The 16368-nt window shown below is 58.4% G+C and carries 13 protein-coding genes; 7 read left to right on the top strand and 6 right to left on the bottom strand.

The genetic code is table 11. The features are described from left to right. Positions 1–162: 162 nt before the first annotated feature. A complete protein-coding gene (locus tag WS92_RS18905; protein WP_059928504.1) occupies positions 163–1668 on the top strand; it encodes a conjugal transfer protein TraG N-terminal domain-containing protein in 1506 nt (501 codons plus the stop codon). A gap of 10 nt (positions 1669–1678) precedes the next feature. Here the strand turns inward: WS92_RS18905 and WS92_RS32670 are convergent, their stop codons facing one another. Next, positions 1679–2041: a DUF3742 family protein gene (locus tag WS92_RS32670; RefSeq protein ID WP_141668061.1), complete on the bottom strand. Its 363-nt coding sequence runs from the start codon at positions 2039–2041 to the stop codon at positions 1679–1681. Positions 2042–2243: 202 nt separating this feature from the next. Between WS92_RS32670 and WS92_RS18895 the strand changes: the two genes are divergently transcribed. The 3 genes from WS92_RS18895 to WS92_RS18885 all read left to right on the top strand — a co-directional run bounded on the left by WS92_RS18895 (position 2244) and on the right by WS92_RS18885 (position 4554). Beyond that, positions 2244–3002 carry a type IV toxin-antitoxin system AbiEi family antitoxin domain-containing protein gene (locus tag WS92_RS18895; RefSeq protein WP_059928497.1) on the top strand — a complete coding sequence of 253 codons (759 nt, stop codon included), beginning with the start codon at positions 2244–2246 and terminating at the stop codon, positions 3000–3002. Then, positions 2995–3915 (top strand): nucleotidyl transferase AbiEii/AbiGii toxin family protein, encoded by a 921-nt coding sequence (locus WS92_RS18890; RefSeq protein ID WP_059928494.1) that lies wholly within the window; start codon positions 2995–2997, stop codon positions 3913–3915. The genes WS92_RS18895 and WS92_RS18890 overlap by 8 nt, the downstream gene beginning before the upstream one ends. 237 nt (positions 3916–4152) lie before the next feature. Then, positions 4153–4554, top strand: coding sequence for a hypothetical protein (locus WS92_RS18885; RefSeq protein ID WP_059928492.1), 402 nt, complete (start codon positions 4153–4155; stop codon positions 4552–4554). A gap of 6 nt (positions 4555–4560) precedes the next feature. Here WS92_RS18885 and WS92_RS18880 read toward each other — a convergent pair whose 3' ends face one another. Beyond that, positions 4561–6138: an MASE1 domain-containing protein gene (locus WS92_RS18880; RefSeq protein ID WP_171845228.1), complete on the bottom strand. Its 1578-nt coding sequence runs from the start codon at positions 6136–6138 to the stop codon at positions 4561–4563. 424 nt (positions 6139–6562) lie between these two features. On the opposite strand from WS92_RS18880, the gene mobH reads away from it, so the two are divergent. Continuing rightward, positions 6563–8416 carry a MobH family relaxase gene (gene mobH, locus WS92_RS18875; RefSeq protein ID WP_059928484.1) on the top strand — a complete coding sequence of 618 codons (1854 nt, stop codon included), beginning with the start codon at positions 6563–6565 and terminating at the stop codon, positions 8414–8416. Positions 8417–8679: 263 nt separating this feature from the next. Next, positions 8680–9873, top strand: coding sequence for an AlbA family DNA-binding domain-containing protein (locus WS92_RS18870; RefSeq protein WP_059928480.1), 1194 nt, complete (start codon positions 8680–8682; stop codon positions 9871–9873). A gap of 123 nt (positions 9874–9996) precedes the next feature. Here the strand turns inward: WS92_RS18870 and WS92_RS18865 are convergent, their stop codons facing one another. After that, positions 9997–10677, bottom strand: a complete 681-nt coding sequence (locus WS92_RS18865) for a hypothetical protein (RefSeq protein WP_197420736.1) — start codon at positions 10675–10677, stop codon at positions 9997–9999. A 147-nt stretch (positions 10678–10824) separates the two neighbouring features. Here WS92_RS18865 and WS92_RS32665 point away from each other — a divergent pair. Beyond that, positions 10825–11642 (top strand): IS5 family transposase gene (locus WS92_RS32665; protein WP_085954781.1). Its coding sequence is split into 2 segments (ribosomal slippage): positions 10825–11173 and positions 11173–11642, totalling 819 coding nucleotides; the frame shifts between segments, so codons are not numbered across the junction. On the opposite strand, the gene WS92_RS18860 is transcribed toward WS92_RS32665, so the two are convergent. From WS92_RS18860 to WS92_RS18850, 3 genes are all read right to left on the bottom strand, one after another. Continuing rightward, positions 11567–12682: a hypothetical protein gene (locus WS92_RS18860; RefSeq protein ID WP_197672282.1), complete on the bottom strand. Its 1116-nt coding sequence runs from the start codon at positions 12680–12682 to the stop codon at positions 11567–11569. The genes WS92_RS32665 and WS92_RS18860 overlap by 76 nt on opposite strands. A 247-nt stretch (positions 12683–12929) precedes the next feature. Further along, complete coding sequence (locus WS92_RS18855) at positions 12930–14459, bottom strand: UvrD-helicase domain-containing protein (protein WP_059929634.1); 1530 nt, start codon at positions 14457–14459, stop codon at positions 12930–12932. Continuing rightward, positions 14456–16189: an ATP-dependent nuclease gene (locus WS92_RS18850; RefSeq protein ID WP_231755883.1), complete on the bottom strand. Its 1734-nt coding sequence runs from the start codon at positions 16187–16189 to the stop codon at positions 14456–14458. The genes WS92_RS18855 and WS92_RS18850 overlap by 4 nt, the downstream gene beginning before the upstream one ends. Positions 16190–16368: the final 179 nt, after the last annotated feature.

Raw genomic sequence — 16368 nt, 5'->3', positions numbered from 1 at the left:
CAGCACATGGCAAAAAAAGCGGGATACGCCCGAAGCGTATTGATCGATCTGGACGATGTCCGGACGTGGCTCAATGCAAGGCGTCGCCTCCACCCCGGCATGACCTTGCAATCCCTCACTGTGATGCGGGCACATCGGCCGGCCATGTGATCACACATCGTCATGACCCTCTACACCACGGACTACCTCGAGTATTACCTCACCTTGGTTGGCTGGCTGGTCAACAATGGCATCTGGAACGTGCTGGTGGCCAGCGGCGTGTTTGCCCTGCCCTTCGCCGCCATCGTGATACAGGAATGGCTGCGCGCACGTGGCGAAGGTGCGGACGAAGGCAACAAGGGCGTACTGTCGGCGCTGCGCATCGAGAACCGGGTGTATGTCGCGATTGTCGTGACCGTGTTTGCGGGCATGCCTTTCATCCCCGTCAATCTCAGCACTCTCCAGTTCGATCAGACGCGTTCGCAGCAATGCCAGGTCGATGCGCCGAAGCCGACCGATACCGGCTGGAATACGGTCTTCACGTCGCTCAACAACCAGAGCGCCCGCGTGCCGGTGTGGTGGTTCTTCATGCACGCACTATCGAAAGCGATCACCGGCGCCGCCGTCGCATCGATTCCCTGCGGCGTGGACCTGCAGCAGATCCGCATGGACATCGATAGCACACGCATCAACGATCCAGTGCTGACGCAGGAAGTAGCGGACTTTACGCACGACTGTTACGGGCCAGCACGTGCGAAGCTGTTCATGAATCGGCCCACGTTGAACGACGCGCAGATGGATGATGTGAACTGGATCGGTTCAAACTATTTCGTAAATACGGCGGGCTACTACGACAATTACCATTCGAGTACGCCGCGCACCGCGTGGCCCTACGATGCAACCCGTGATGCGGGGCTCGCGCAAGTCGCCTCCGGCGGCGGCTACCCGACGTGCCGGCAATGGTGGTTGGATGCCGGAATCGGCTTGCGCGCGCGATTGCTCCAGCAGGTCGATGCCGATCTGCTGACGCGAATCGGCCAATGGGCAGGATTTCTCAGCGCCGCACAGGTTGACGACGATGTGATTCGCACGATCGTCGCGCCGCGTCAGCAGGTGCTCAGCCAGGGACAGGTCTACACGGATTACGGCGGACAGATCGGCAAGACTTTGCCGAATGCCGTGACGCGCGGCGCGGGTGATTTGGGCCTCACGGTCGGCTCGTTAGGATTCTTCCCGGCCATGGACGTCGTGCGCCAGGCATTGCCGATGGTGCTGTCGTTCCTGAAGATGGCGTTCGTGATCTGCCTACCGCTCGTGCTTGTCATCGGTACATACAATCTCAAAGCGGTCGTCACAGCAAGCTGCGTGGAATTCGCGCTGTTCTTCGTGGACTTCTGGTTCCAGCTCGCGCGCTGGATCGACAGCACGATTCTCGATGCGCTCTACGGTCACGGTTCGCCGCACGAATCCTTCAATCCGCTGATGGGGCTCAACAACGCGATGGGCGATATGCTGTTGAACTTCGTGATGGCAACGATGTTTCTTGTGTTACCGGCATTCTGGATCGCAGCATTGGGTTGGGCCGGCGTCAGTGTCGGAAATGCGCTACGCGCTTTGAACGACTCTACGGTTGACGCCAAGAATGCGGGAAAGTCCGGTAGCAGCGTTGCGATGAAGGCGTTGAAGTAAATTCAACTCGCTACTTCTGATCGTCATCGAACAAGCGGCCGTAATCAGTTCGCGTCCCGTTCTCATAGTAGCCATAGCCTTCTTGTCCATTGCGCCATTCACCTTGGGCGGAATCATGGTCCGCGTGCCGAGCAAGCCAAGCTGCCGCGAGAACAAATATGGCGATCAGCGTCAGCCAGAATGCGACATACAGGAGAACCCCCAATACAAGCAGCTTCACAGCCAACGACACCATTTTCGCCGCGCCGACGGGCAGTCCCTGCCTGGTCAGCCATGCCAAGGCGCGACGATCCTGTTGTGCCAGCCCGCGCCACGTGTGCCCAGCCCACTCGCCGAACCGGTGAGCCCGGGATGGTCTCGATGGGGTCGTCATGGTGGTTTCCCTCCAGGAATGGGGCCGTTCCGCTGTGGGTACAACCGGCCATTTCATCATAGGTTATGAACTGGAACGGCGCGTGACTGGCTCCCAACAACCTGATTAGATTACGTCGTAAAAATATAGTTTCCTTGGATTTATCCGTCAACTTCCAATCAACCCATGCCCACGCGATTAGAATCTGTCGTAAAATTCGCTCATGGAGCGACTTCCTCGACACCAGCTAATCAAGCGCCTGCAGGCCGACGTGCCCCGCGGGGGCCCGTTCGATCTTGCCGCGCTGAACCAACTCGGGGTGTCGAACCAGCTCGCCGCCCGGTACGTGAGCAGCGGCTGGCTGGTTCGGCTGGCATCCGGGGTGTACGCCTTTCCCAACGATGATTTCAATCTCCACGCCACGCTCCGCTTCCTGCAGCAGCGTGCTCCTGGCCTGCACGTCGGCGGCAAGACGGCTCTCGCCTGGCAGGGAGTGCGGCATCAGCTCGGACGGCGCGAACCCTTGGTGCTATGGGGCGATGAGCGCTTCGCGCTGCCGACATGGTTCACCAGCCGCTTTCCGGCGCGCTACGTGTACGCCCGCCTGTTCGACTGGGCCGATCCCTCCCTCGCTACCCGAACGCTTGTCACGCCGCCCGATGTGCCGGACGGTGTTCAGGTCGCGGTACCCGAACGTGCGGTGCTCGAACTCCTGTATGACGTGGGCGTTCGCGAAGGACTGGAGGACGCCCATGCAGTATTCGAGGGCCTACGCAGTCCGCGCAAGGAACTGCTCGGCCAGTTGCTCGCCTGCTGTACCAACGTGAAAACCGTTCGGCTGTGTCTGACCTGGGCGCGCGAGACCAATCTGCTCGATGTCGATGCATTGCTTGCTCAGTTCCAGCTTCCCACCGGTAGCGACCGGCGTTGGATGAGCCGGCTTCCCGACGGCACGCTGCTCGTACTGAAACCCCATGGATAAATTCTTTGCCGACACCGTCCGGCTGCTGCTGCGCATCGCACCGGACGTCTTTGCCAACGATCTCTTCGCGATGAAGGGTGGCACCGCTATCAACCTGTTCGTGCAAAACATGCCGCGTCTGTCCGTCGACATCGACGTCGTCTATGTGCCTCGGCAAACACTCCGCGACGAAGCGCTCGCGGCCATTCAACGGGAACTGGCTGCCATCGAACAACGGCTGGCTCCGCAAGGATTGCGCACGCGCCTTGTCGGTAGCAAGGATCTCAGCGATACCAAGCTCATCGTCGAAAACGAAACCAACCAGGTCAAGATCGAAGTCAACACCGTCTTTCGCGGCACCGTCCTGCCGATCGAACGGCGCGCGTTGTGTGCGCGAACGACCGAGCAATTCGCCACGGAACTGGCGTTGCCCGTGCTCGCGCCCGATGAACTTTATGGCGGGAAACTCGTTGCGGCCCTCGATCGCCAGCACCCGCGTGATCTGTTCGATGTCTGGCAGCTTTATCAATCAGGCGGGCTGACCGCGGGCATGATCGAATGCTTCGTCGTATATCTCGCTGGCCACAATCGACCCATCCATGAAGTGCTGTTTGGTCGCGACAAGAACATCACGCGGGACTACGATGGCGGCTTCGTCGGCATGACCGAGGTACCTTGCAGCCTGGACACCCTGCTGGAAACCCGCCAGCGACTGCGACAGGAACTGCCGGCGCTCCTGACGCCCGCCCAACGACAATTCCTTCTTGGCCTGGCGCGCGGTGAGCCGGACTGGTCTTTTCTCGCTGTTCCTCACGTTGCCGAACTGCCTGCGCTACGCTGGAAGCTCGCGAATCTCGACACCTTTCGTCAACGACGCCCGGCCGTCTTCGCGCAACATGTCGAGGCACTCGAAGCCGCCTTTGCCCGCCATTAAGATCGAGGGGAAAAGGCATCAGCGCGCAAAAAAATGTGTAGCGCACGTGAAGCATGTGATCGGCATCGATCTTCGCCATCGTGGCTAACGAAAACACTGAGAGGAGTGATATCAGCCTCAACATGCCCCCTGGTACAGTCAGCGCTCCCGGTAGGCAACTACCATTCCACCAAGAAGGGGAAGCGCATGTCCTGTACTCACGGAAGCCTTTCACGCACGCTCGCACTGGCTGGATGCATGGCGATCAGCATGACCTCCGCTGCATTCGCACAGACCATCACGCCTGCCACGGGCTTGGGGCAATCCTGGCCCAACGCGACGGATCAAAGCCGCAGTCCCCACTGGCACGTTTACGTGTTTCGCTTGAATGGCATCAAGTATGTCCAGATCAACGATCTGAACGGGACCGTGCATGCCGCCGTTGGCACGGCGGGAGGGACTTCGGTGGTATTGCCCATGGGCACCGACGCGCCCAACGTACGCACGGATGCTGCGCCAGCATCGAGCGCCACGCAGACCGTTTTTCGCGATAGCACGACCACGGTCACGGCGACGCCTCAGAGCAGCGGCACGACCGTGTTCACGGTCGCAACGATCTGCCAGGACCCGTATAACTGCGGTGGCGGCGGTAGTCCGTAAGAGTGTTCAGTGAACCCACAAGCGCAGCGGCTCCGGTTCACCCCCGGAGCCCTCGACATCCTGCTGCACGTCGTAAAGCAGCATGGTCATGCGGACACCGCTCCTCATCGCGCGTTCGTGCAATGTGCCATCGAAGATGCGCGCATGCGCGTGCAGTTGGTCGGCGTCCAGTACGCTGGCGCCGAGCTTCGTTGCAATCTGCTTGCGTTCCGTTGACCGCACGGCCGCATTCGCAACGCGGTCGTCGTCATGCAGACCTTCCACGCGCAGCACCAGCCACCGCTTTCCGCGCGTTTCACCACCCCGCAACGTCACATTGACACGCGAGCACGCCAGTCGCCTCGTGATCAGCACGACCCCTTCGCAGGCACTTCGATACGCAGCACCCAGCACCGACGTCGACATACGAGCGAAGCCACGTCCGCTGATCACGCAGCGGTAAGCAATCCCCGCTTCGTCCAAGGCGCGTGCAATCGTTTGACTCAGCGCCGCGGGTAATCCCCTGTCTCTCCATGCCACCGGATGCAAACTTTCCGCGAGGGCGTATACGCGTTGCTGCGTGTCGGCCAGTTGCCGCTGGTATGCATCCATGTCCGAACTGGGCACCACCCGGCGCAGTTGCTGCGTCAGACGGCTGTTGGTCAGATACAAACTGCCGGCAAGGTATTCCAGCGCCTCGGACGTCTGTCGCCGTCGTTGCTCAGCCACCCGCAGGCCCTGTCTCGCCATCCGCTGAAGATGGATGCCCTCACGTCGCTTGAGCTCATCCTGCCGCAACTGAACGCTGATCCGCGCGCCCGTGGCCATGAGGCAAGTAATCGCGAGCGCAATGAACGCTTGCGCTTCCAGGATCTGCGGATCAGGACGTGACTCCGTCGTGAGGCACGTACTGACAACAGCAAGGACTCCACCGACGACCGCCGCACGCCAGCCGTATTTCAGGGTGAACCACGCCACCGGAAGAAACATCGCCATCCGGGCGATCTGCCGCATATCGTTGTCACCGTGAAGACTCACCACCGACAACACGGCAATCGACGGCACGACGAACAAGGCCACATCGATCGCCATTCGACTGGAGACGACGCGGTGCAGTCGGCTCATCCATCCCTCGGCACGGGCATCCAGCTTCATCATCAGTACCACCGGCACCGTCCCGAGAATGGCGATGTAATTGCCGATGAAATACCCCAGCGCCATCACGGGTCTCGCGTGGAACGATGCCGTGTGAATAAACGAAATCGCCAGGTAGCTGTAGACCGTCCCGATCATCGTCACCATCAGCACACATAGCATCAGGACTTTCATATCGACGAGATGCGGCGCCGGGAACAATCGCAGCTTACGGCGACACCACGCCACGACGGGCATCGCGAGCAGGATCGGCGGAATGCAACGGACGCTCACGAACGCGAGTCCATACTGGTCCCGGCAGGGCCACACTTCGTACGCGTTCGGCAAGGCCTCGGCGAGAAGAAGCGCCGGCCAGTAGCGGTACGGCATCACCAACAGACAGGACAGACGCAACCCGGATCGAAGTGCCCAGTGACCATCCGAGATAGGATGCATGGCGATGTAGATCAACGCGTATCCGACCGCAACGGCAAGCTGTTTCAGCCAGTCGCGTCTCCACCCTCCATTCCCCATTCCGTGCCCCTTTGGCGAGATGTGGTGATGCCTGAAGTGTTCCCCGGTCAGGCCGTCCGGATATCGGCCCATTTTTCAAATCTTTGAATGGAGAGCGTGAAATTTTCGTGGTGATGCCACTTGAAGCGACGGTAGCGCCTTCCCCAGCAGCACGCATCCGAATCAGTGATCCCGAACAAAAAGGGAGTCCCCGATGCCGATTGTCTGCGGCATGTCCTACCGGTTCGGATGTATCTCCAAACGGTTGCGGCAAGGGTGAAAAGGCCAAGGGCGTCAAGGGAATGGCACACAAGGGGAATGGCCCTACCCGAAACGGTGAAAAGGCAAAACGCACACCGGCTACCAGACCATCGATTCGATCATGTTCTCGCTGTTCCATCGTCAAAAGGAAAAGGCTCCGGCGCCCTCCCCGACTTCCGCCCCTGCGGCAGCACCGAAAGAATTGCTGCGGCCGGAGCTGGCGGCGACGCTGCTTGCGACACCGCGCCGGCAGAAACTGCTGGAACATATCTGGCAACGCACGTCGCTGTCGCGCGCGCAATTCGCTACGCTCTATCGCGCCCCAATCGAACGGTATGCCGCGCTGGTCCAGCAGTTTCCAGCATCCGAGAGTCATCATCACGCCTATCCCGGCGGCATGCTGGACCATGGACTGGAGATCGTCGCCTATGCGCTGAAGCTGCGACAGTCGCGGTTGCTGCCGGTGGGTGCGCAGCCCGAAATCCAAGCAGCGCAGGCCGAAGCCTGGACGGCGGCAACTGCCTATGCGGCGCTGCTGCACGACATCGGCAAGATCGCCGTCGATTTCGATGTCGAGTATGCGGACGGCGAACGCTGGCATCCATGGCATGGGCCACTCACTCGCCCTTATCGCTTTCGCTACCGCAAGGACCGCAGCTATCGCTTGCATGAAGCAGCCGCCGGATTGCTCTACGCGCAGATGCTCGATCGTCACATCATGGACTGGCTCAGCGGCTTTTCCGAACTGTGGTCTGCACTGCTCTACGTGCTTGCCGGCCACAAGGAGCAGGCCGACGTGCTCGGCGACCTCGTCACGCAGGCCGACCAGGCGTCCGTCGCGCAGGAACTGGGCGGCAATCCGCGGAAGGCGTTGCTCGCGCCGAAGCAGGCCTTACAACGCAAGCTGCTCGACGGGCTGCGGCATCTCGTGCGCAACGAATTGAAGTTGAATCAACCCCAAGCGTCTGATGGCTGGTTGACAAGTGAAGGCTTATGGCTCGTGAGCAAGACCGTCGCCGACAAGCTGCGCGCATCGCTGCTGGCCCAGGGCATCGAAGGCATTCCCGAAAGCAATCCGACTTTGTTCGATGTGCTGCAAGAACACGGGATCGTGCAATCGACCTCCGACAACAAGGCAATCTGGAAGGCTACGGTAGCAAGCTCGAACGGCTGGACGCAGAGCTTTACCTTCCTCAAGATTGCACCCGCGTCGATATGGGACATCGATAGCCAACCTTCATCGTTTGCGGGTGCGGTGCATATAGAGCAGGACGCTGGTAATGTCGGCGACGCTGCCACAAAGACGCCAGCGACAACTACTTCTGCGCCCACTGGCGACACGTCGCAGTCGCCGACAACGAGTTTTCAGGCATCTAAGGTACCCGCCCGCACATCCGATACGATCGATGCGTTACTCGATCTGCTCGGCAGCCCGGTGCCGACACCAGTCGAAGACGCTGGCAACGACGCATCGACAGCACCGCGAGCAACTGCCGACAACGACGTATCGAAACTGCCATCAAGTGGCATCGCTGAAGCACCGCCGTCGACCGAGCCTTCTTCAGCCTCCACACCATCTGATGAAACGACAATCTCCGGGGAGCATTTCATCGCTTGGTTGCGCGAAGGCATCCAGACCCGGCGCCTGATCATCAATGATGCGAAAGCGTTGGTGCATACCGTCGCCGGAACAGTCTTTCTCGTGAGTCCAGGCATTTTTCAGCGCTATGCTCAAGGACATCCCGAAGTCACACGGTTCGCCAAGCAGGAACAGCAAACCGATTGGGCGTGGGTGCAAAAACGCTTTGAGCGTCTCACCCTCCATCAAAAACAAGGTAACGGATTAAACATTTGGACATGCGAGGTGACCGGACCCAGGAAGAGCCGGCAATTACATGGATACCTGCTCAACGACGCCGCGCTCCTTCTTGGTACCGTCTCGCCCGATAACCCCTACTTGCGGCTTCGGGATTGAGGAGACTGCCGGGTCAAGTAAGCCGATGCAACGCGATCAAAAACTCGTTGTCGCAAACTACCTCAGATCGCCCATATGGCCCTCCATTGCGCGCATGCAGAATGGAAGACTACCGAAATCACTCCACGCATTGCTCGGACAAGCACATCGCACCGGTGGCGAAGCGCATTACAATCGTTGTTTCGCCGACGCCTGCGGAGCACGAAAGCACGCATTTTATGGCTGCCAGGCTTTGCGCCATTGCAACTTCATAGGTACGTCTCATGTCGCTGCTAAGCATCCCTCTCGACAAAATCGCCGAAGCCGATCTTCGCAATCTCATCGCGATGAAGGTCAGTGAGTCGACCTATCTCGACTATAAGAGAGAACCTTACGGTGCCAATGACAGGGCACACTCTGAATTCCTCGCGGACATCTCGTCCTTCGCCAATACTTTAGGTGGCGACATCGTTGTTGGGATGTCCGAACGGGCTGGTATTCCCGTCGAACTGCTGCCACTTGAGGTCGATGCTGACAAAGAAATAATGCGTCTGGAACAGATCGCCAGGAGCGGCCTCGAGCCCCGCATCAGCCAGCTTCGCCTTCGCGCAGTTCCCATCGCAACCGGAGGGAACGTGCTCGTCATCCGGATACCTCGAAGCTTTCTTCCGCCCCATCGCATCATCTACCAAGGCAAGAACAAATTCTTCGCTCGAGGAAGTATGAATAAGTATGAGCCCAACGTGCAGCAGCTTCGTCATCTTTTCAATGATGCACCGCACGTCGCCGAGCACATCCACTCATTTCATGCCGATCGGCTCGTCAAGATTACGGCTGGCGACACGCCGATTCCACTCAATCAGTTCGGCAAGGTGGTCGTCCACGTAATTCCCGCACCATCATTTGCAGAAGGCCGTCTAGCCGACATCATCCAGGTGATGGCTTCTGGGACGCACGTTCCCCTCCCCTTCGGCCAGATCAACACCACCAATCAAGCCGGAGTCAACCTCGACGGATTCTTCAACTATACATCCCAACACGAGGGGTCCCGACAAGCCTATGCCCAGTTCTTCCGTAATGGAGCAATCGAAAGCGTTGCTGAGCTTCCCTACGACGCCGATGGTAAATCACACTTCACCGGCCGGAGTCTGACCTCGCTGCTTATTGATGCGGTCAATCAATATCTCGGCGTGCTGAAATCCTACGATACTGGCTTACCGATCTACGTGTTCCTGTCGCTTTGCAACGCCGAGAAGGCCGTTTACAGCCATTCGTCCGAAGGACTTGGATGGCATGAAACAAAGGCCATCGGGCGTAACATCATCGCGCTGCCCAATGTCTATCTCGAAGGTTATGACGTAGACGTTCCCGCCGTCCTTCGACCGATCTTCAATGTCTTGTGGAATGCAGTCGGTCTTCCCCAATGCGACATGTACGACAACCATGGACAATGGCGAAGAAACGATGCCAGGAGCTGACCGAGTTGAACCAAACAATCGCGCTACTTCGGGGCGATGCCTCTCGAGACACCATCGTCAATCGACTCAAACGATAGAGAAATTCCAACGCCTTGTCCGCTCGCCACCGACCAATCAATTCGCCTACGCCGGCCTTAACAGCCTCTCAATAGCGGTGGCCACTGCCCCCAAGGCATTGATGACGCCGTCCATGACGAAATCGAGTGCCCGTCCATAGCCTGCGTTGACGTTTGCTGTATCGAAACCTAGACGCTGCAGAGTCGTCAGGCATTGCTCCATGGTCTCGTGCGCATCGGCGATTCTCAGATCGTTGTTCAGGAACAAGGGCGCCATGGTCTCATTGCGATCGCTCCAGCCCTCCGGCTCGCTACCTGATGCGAAGGCATCACTTGCCTCCTCGTGAGCATTTAACCTTTCAATGATGTTTAGGAGCGCCTGCAACAACTTTAAGCTTCCGAGGTCTCGAATAGCCGCCCGCGGACACCCAGCATGCTCCAGCAACGATTTTAGGTAGCCATTTGGGACACGCTGCAACACCTCGTGCAAGCTCTTGCAACGGGCCAGAAACATCTGTTGTGTCATGTCCAATGGTGCAACCTGTGCTAAGCGACAGAGCGCCGGATAGGATAACCAGCCATTGGCCACTACTTCCGCGCGATCAAAGCCGATCAATTCTACCGCCGGCTTGTTCACTCCAACTGTTGCGCCCAGTGCAGCAAGGCCATCTCCCAGGCGTAGTAGCACATCGAGCAGCCGCTGGACCTTGGCGACCACATGCTCTTCATTCAGATCGATATGTGCCAAGTCTGCCGGATCGACCGCAAAAGATCGGGCATGCGCGATCTCGCGATCCGGCTTCGGCTAAGAGACGGTTTCAAAAAGAGTCCAAGGGGCTGTTAACTTTTTCAGCATCCTGTTAACCTTGGCCGTCGTGACAGACGGGCCAAGGAGATGGGTAAGCCAATCATTGATGACGAACTGTGGGCACTGATCGAAGCACTGCTACCTCCGCCAAAGCCGCGCCGCTTCAAGTACCCCGGTCGCAAGCCGGTAGCGGACCGTGCGGCTTTGACGGGCATCCTTTTTGTGCTGAAGACGGGCATTCGTTGGCGCGACTTACCGTCCGAAATGGGATGCGGCTCAGGCGTAAGTTGTTGGCGCAGGCTGCGCGATTGGCAGCAAGCCGGTGTGTGGGATCGACTGCACGCGGTGCTGCTGGCGAAACTGCGAGCAGCCGAGAAGATCGACTTCTCCCGTGTGGTCGTCGACTCATCGTCGATTCGTGCGGTTGGGGCGGGCGAAAAACTGGCCCGAACCCCACCGATCGAGCTCGACCCGGGTCGAAGCACCACATCGCCACCGACGCCAACGGAACGCCGATCGCGGCAATCCTGACCGGCGCCAATCGTAACGACGTCACCCAACTGGTTCCGCTGATCGAGGCCATTGTGCCGATCGGCGGCGTGCGTGGACGGCCTCTGAGCCGTCCTGCCCGCGTCTACGCCGACCGTGGTTACGACCACGACAAATACCGACGCATCCTTCACGAGCGCAACATCCCCACCAGCATCGCGCGGCGCGGTCAGCCGCACGGTAGTGGCCTTGGAAAAGTCCGTTGGGTCGTCGAACGTACTCATGCTTGGCTGCATCATTTCCGCCGTCTACGTATTCGCTTTGAACGTCGCGCCGACATTCACGAAGCGTTCCTCAAACTCGGCTGCTGCCTGATCTGCTGGAATACCCTGCGGCGAGCCCAGCAGTCTTTATGAAACCGTCTCTTATACAACTCACGCATTGGCACCTGGATCAAATTTCTTCCGACCCGCCGGCATTCAGTGAAACTCCATTGCCCCCTGTATGAAGGACTGCAATACCATCGCCCCCGAACATTAACTGATGTCGAACTGTAGAAGGTGCTTTGTTCGTATTTCTGAAGGAACCGATCGTCGAGATAGACGGGATCATGCCCTATCAGAGCATCCGCACGTGCGTGGGTCATGGGCTGCCCGTCGCCCGGCCATAGGACGCCCTCGGCGGTCTGCTCCGGACAGAGTTGTGGCATCACCGCCTCGACCGAAGCCCAGAGTTGGAGCAAGAGTCCACCCTCGTGCTCGCGAACGTCCAATTCATACCAAGCCACCCCCTCCTCAGGTTTGCGGGCCACATGAGACTCGCCATCCATGATCGCGCGGACCTCCGGGATGTCTGCCAGTTGTGCTGAGTAGTAGAAGACTCGCACCCCTCTGGCACCGCGCAGCCAAAGATAGCGTCGAAGGTATTCATTCGACATCTGCCAACGAACGGCTCTCTTTAGGTTCCAGTGATATTCACTCGAAACCTCTCCTTCGGCCACACCGAACTCGGGAAGCCCCAAGTCATCGTAGACCAGACGTTGCTGGTCGTTGCCAACACATCGGGGCGTCAACCCGAGAGTCATCCAGACCTTCTCGGCGAGATTGAAAGTGTAGAACAAGCCATCGCCCCATGCCGCGACGATGTAGTCGTGACCCGATATCGACGGAGAAAATTCCGCCGATCTGCCGCATTTGTCACCTACGGGAACCGAGTATGCAACGACGCCATCGCCTGCCTCGGATAGAACTTCGATCGGATCATCATTTACGCCGGGAACCACAGCCATCAACAAATGGAGGTGTTCGGCTTGCTCTCCATACGGGTCGGATTCCTGCATGGAGGCAACCTCCACAAGTTGGCTTGGCGACAAGCCGACAGGCTCCAGCAACTCGCGCAGTCTTGGCGGAATGGCATCAACCGGAATGGGAAATGCTGCTAGATAGTCAAATGGCATGGTTCATCTCGAGGTGCTCTCACCAGCGGTCAAATGAACGCTGCTGTGACACTCCATGGTGGACAACGTGAAGTCGCTCCGGCGGAATCGGGACAGTGGACTACGAACTCAACTCGTCCGAAGCGGCCAGCCTACGCATCGACCTGCTCGGTACTACCCTTCAAATCACCGAAGCGATCTCGATACCGTTCCCGCCCGAGCGCCATCACTTCTAAGTCATGCTCTCCTATCGGGCAGACCGCAGTTTTCATGCGAGTTTGAACAAAGGGCTGGGGTTTGCATCAGGTACAACCAGCGTCAAGGAATTTCTTGCCCGGCTCAGCGCGACGTACATCTTGCTCCTTGCATAAAGCGTCCTTGTGAACTGGATCTTGTCGCACGCCATCACCAGCACGTTATCGCATTCCAGACCTTTGGCCTTGTGAATACTACTGAGAACACGTTGCGGTGGTGACAGCCGGGAGTATGAACGCTTGCGAGAAATCTCCGCGAAAGCCTCATCGGCATCGGCGAACTGGCCGATACGAATGGCGTCGTTGAACTCCGCACGAAGGTCGACCTTCACTGTATCGAACCCGGCAGCATTCGTCTCAATGAATGTCCGAATCAAATTGAGCGCCGACGCCACGCCTAAGTGCGAAGGATCTGCCAGTAAGCACCGCGCGATGGCTTGGATATTGGCGGGCTTGCCAGTTGTCTGTCTTGTCGCCTCGTTGCGAATCTCCTCAATCAGCCGATCTCCGTGACTGGACCTGCTGAAACCGACGGCGACGCTTCCGACAAACCCGATCAACCCCTCGGCCAGAGCTTCGGCATCCCCCGACTTCTTTCGAAGAGCGTCGACCAAGGCCGCAAATGCCTCGCGGGTATGCCCCTCCCAAATGGGAATCACTCTCCCCCAGAAGGCACGTAGCGCGGCCACCAGATCGTTCTGCGAAGCAAGAATCATCAGTTGGCCATTGCCGCGAACCAGCTTGTCGATGGGCTTTCGCTGCTCCCTCGACAGCTGGTAGCCGGTACGCGTCCGCGCGATGTTGTTGCCGATAAGTATCCGAAGCGATGCCGGCAATGAGCCAGTAAGGTCAATAGGCTGCCCACTCTCCAGGCACACCCGTGCTTCAAGAATCCATTCACCCAGCGTCCGGCATCCGTCGCGCCAGCGATGCGGGATATTCAACTTACCAGTAACGCCAGCGCTTTTGAGTGCATCCCACCTCTCACGATCAATACGCGCGGCCTTGTCCGTCTTCGCCCCATAAATACGTTGCAACGGGTCGCCAAAGACACGCAATAGGGCACCTCCGCCGTGCAAGGCCATGACTATCGCGTGTTGATCGACACTGGAATCTTGATGCTCATCGCAGATGATGATGGGGTACCGTTGCGCTAGTGCGCGGGCAATCATTGGTCGCAAGCGAAGAAACTCAGCCACCTTCGCTGCCATGATGTCGAAACCTTTTCCATTGTCGTGCCAAGCCCAGGCAGAAAGATCGCAGGGCAAGCCAAGGGGCTTGTAATAGGCCGTAGCGATCTGCGCGATCAGCGCATCAATGGTCTTAATCTCAACGCGAGAACCTGCGCTTCGTGTTCGATCAGCAAAGACTGCGCAGGCCGCGTGCGTATGCGTCAGGATCAACAGTCGGCCTGAGCCAACGGAGCCGATAGCCTCCCTTGCGTAAGAAGCGCCTTGATAGGTTTTACCGCACCCCGCAGACGCCTCGATGACAACCAGAGGTTCGCTCGATCGCAGAAGCCTGGCGACTACGTCGTCACTCATAGCTTGAGCATGGTAATCGAAGATCTTCCCGCCGCGACCAAGATCGCGTTGATCAATGGAAGCAGTTGCGATTGAAGTCCGTCCCAGGCACCGAGTGCCGCCATTTTTTCAGCCAGTTCACGACCACCTGCTTCCGATTTGAACCAGTAGCGTGAGTGGCTCTTCCAGCTTTTTTCTTCGCTCTCCGGTGCTCCAACCTTGTTTCCTGTCGCCGCATCGATGATGAGTTCCCGCCAGGTTTTGCCAGCGGCAGTCAGAGCTTCTTCTATTGCAGCAGGCCGCTTGTCTTGAATTCCGAGCCGAATCGCGAGGGTACGGAGGCGATCACCATCCATCTCACCATCACTGCCCTTGAGCAGTTCATGCAACTTGGCCTCCGGTATAGCGCCTATTACGTGTTGCTCTGTGCAACCCGTCGGCCACTGAAGCAATCGATCGCCCAACTTGCTCTTCAAATCCTTCCAGCGACTCGGTGCAGTACCCTCGTCGTCCGCGAGCCCTGCGAAAAGTAGTCCCGCAGACGCGAGCGTTTCCAGCAAATCCAAGGTAGCGGGATTGCCCTGACCGTCGCAGACACGTACCCCATAATCAAGCGGTTCGGTGCCGAAGGCCTTCTCCAGCAAGAATTGGAGAAAACCAACCTCCGTCGGCCCCTCGGCAATCACCGCAACGCGCGCGAGGAAGGTCTCCGGGTCTCGCTTCTGTTGCGCCTTGATCTTCTCCTGCGGCAACTTGCCTATGTCACCTTTGCTGTCCAAGTACCACAAATGGGCCTGTCCCGCGCACGCAATCGCCACGGGACTATGAGTCGTCAAGAACGTCTGGCCATGCTGCTCCTGCAAGACGTTGATTAGTTTGCGCAGACGATAAGGCTCCAAACCACGTTCGATTTCGTCGATGATCGTGACGCTAGCCTCTTTCTCCGTAGATGACGCGATTTCCAACGCCGCCATCCGGCGAGTTCCAGCGCCCCAACTGGCCAACGGCAAACTGATGCCGTCCTTGATTGCAAGCAACCCGATCAGCGCTCCGATCGAAAGCCCCTGACTGCTCGTTAAGCCGAGCTTGAGTTCATTTGGAAGTGCAGCGCTGGCCATCCGTGTATCAAGGCTCTGGATCGCTTCTTTGCCCTGCTCATTCAATGAATCGTGCAAATTCAGATCAGAAACCTGCTTGCCGATGCGCGCTCGCAAAGCATTATCGGCAAGCAAGCGATCGAGCGCCGAGCCGAACACCAGACGCAAGTCTCGATCATTTCTCTCATCGGCACTCATGCGGACAAGGCCGATTTTTCGCCGGACCGCAGTTGAGAAGTGGTCAACATCATCGTGCGGTTGAACAATCTCCCAGACCAACTCGAGTTCGGTCGTACCTCTAACGCGGACCCGATAGACAGGATCATCTGGAACCGGCAGATCGTCGTCCTCCGATGCAGACGGCACCACGGCATCTTTCCCGTCCCATGCCCAAGGCCACGAAAAGTTGTGCTGCGAACTGATGCCTGTAGATTCAGGCAAAGTCATGACCGCCTCAATCACGAACTCTTGCGTACTGTCGCGTCTCCAGTAGTCAGATTCCGATACCACTGCTGCATTTGACGGATTAAGCAGCAATGCAACCGCTTCCAGCACCGTGCTTTTCCCGACATCCCCACCGCCGAGAATGAGGTTCATTCCCGGCGCAGGGCGCCATTCGAACGCCGCCAACCCTCGAAATCGTTTGATGGTCAATTTGCGAATCGCAGCGGTTGCCCTCATCCCCTCCCCCTCAGATCTATCGCGTTGCTCACGCTGAGCTCGGATGACTCATTGCCAGTTGAATTGATGCGCCACCAACTGCGGCCCAGCGAAACGACACGGCTGGCCAAGCACAGCATCGCGAGGCGTTGGGCGTAGGCCGAGCGCAAACA

Origin of the sequence: Burkholderia sp. MSMB1588 (assembly GCF_001546925.1) — a bacterium.
Taxonomy (GTDB): Bacteria; Pseudomonadota; Gammaproteobacteria; order Burkholderiales; family Burkholderiaceae; genus Burkholderia; species Burkholderia humptydooensis.
The sequence above is the reverse complement of the archived record's forward strand: the minus strand, read 5'-3'. Positions and strand labels throughout refer to the sequence as shown.

Bases quoted from the DNA above. Each gene is read 5' to 3' on its own strand.
- WS92_RS18860 (WP_197672282.1), bottom strand. From the start codon at position 12,682: ATGCCATTTGACTATCTAGCAGCATTTCCCATTCCGGTTGATGCCATT.
- mobH (WP_059928484.1), top strand. From the start codon at position 6,563: ATGTTCTCGCTGTTCCATCGTCAAAAGGAAAAGGCTCCGGCGCCCTCC.
- WS92_RS18885 (WP_059928492.1), top strand. From the start codon at position 4,153: ATGGCGATCAGCATGACCTCCGCTGCATTCGCACAGACCATCACGCCT.
- WS92_RS18905 (WP_059928504.1), top strand. From the start codon at position 163: ATGACCCTCTACACCACGGACTACCTCGAGTATTACCTCACCTTGGTT.
- WS92_RS32670 (WP_141668061.1), bottom strand. From the start codon at position 2,041: ATGACGACCCCATCGAGACCATCCCGGGCTCACCGGTTCGGCGAGTGG.
- WS92_RS18870 (WP_059928480.1), top strand. From the start codon at position 8,680: ATGTCGCTGCTAAGCATCCCTCTCGACAAAATCGCCGAAGCCGATCTT.
- WS92_RS18890 (WP_059928494.1), top strand. From the start codon at position 2,995: ATGGATAAATTCTTTGCCGACACCGTCCGGCTGCTGCTGCGCATCGCA.
- WS92_RS18895 (WP_059928497.1), top strand. From the start codon at position 2,244: ATGGAGCGACTTCCTCGACACCAGCTAATCAAGCGCCTGCAGGCCGAC.
- WS92_RS18855 (WP_059929634.1), bottom strand. From the start codon at position 14,459: ATGAGTGACGACGTAGTCGCCAGGCTTCTGCGATCGAGCGAACCTCTG.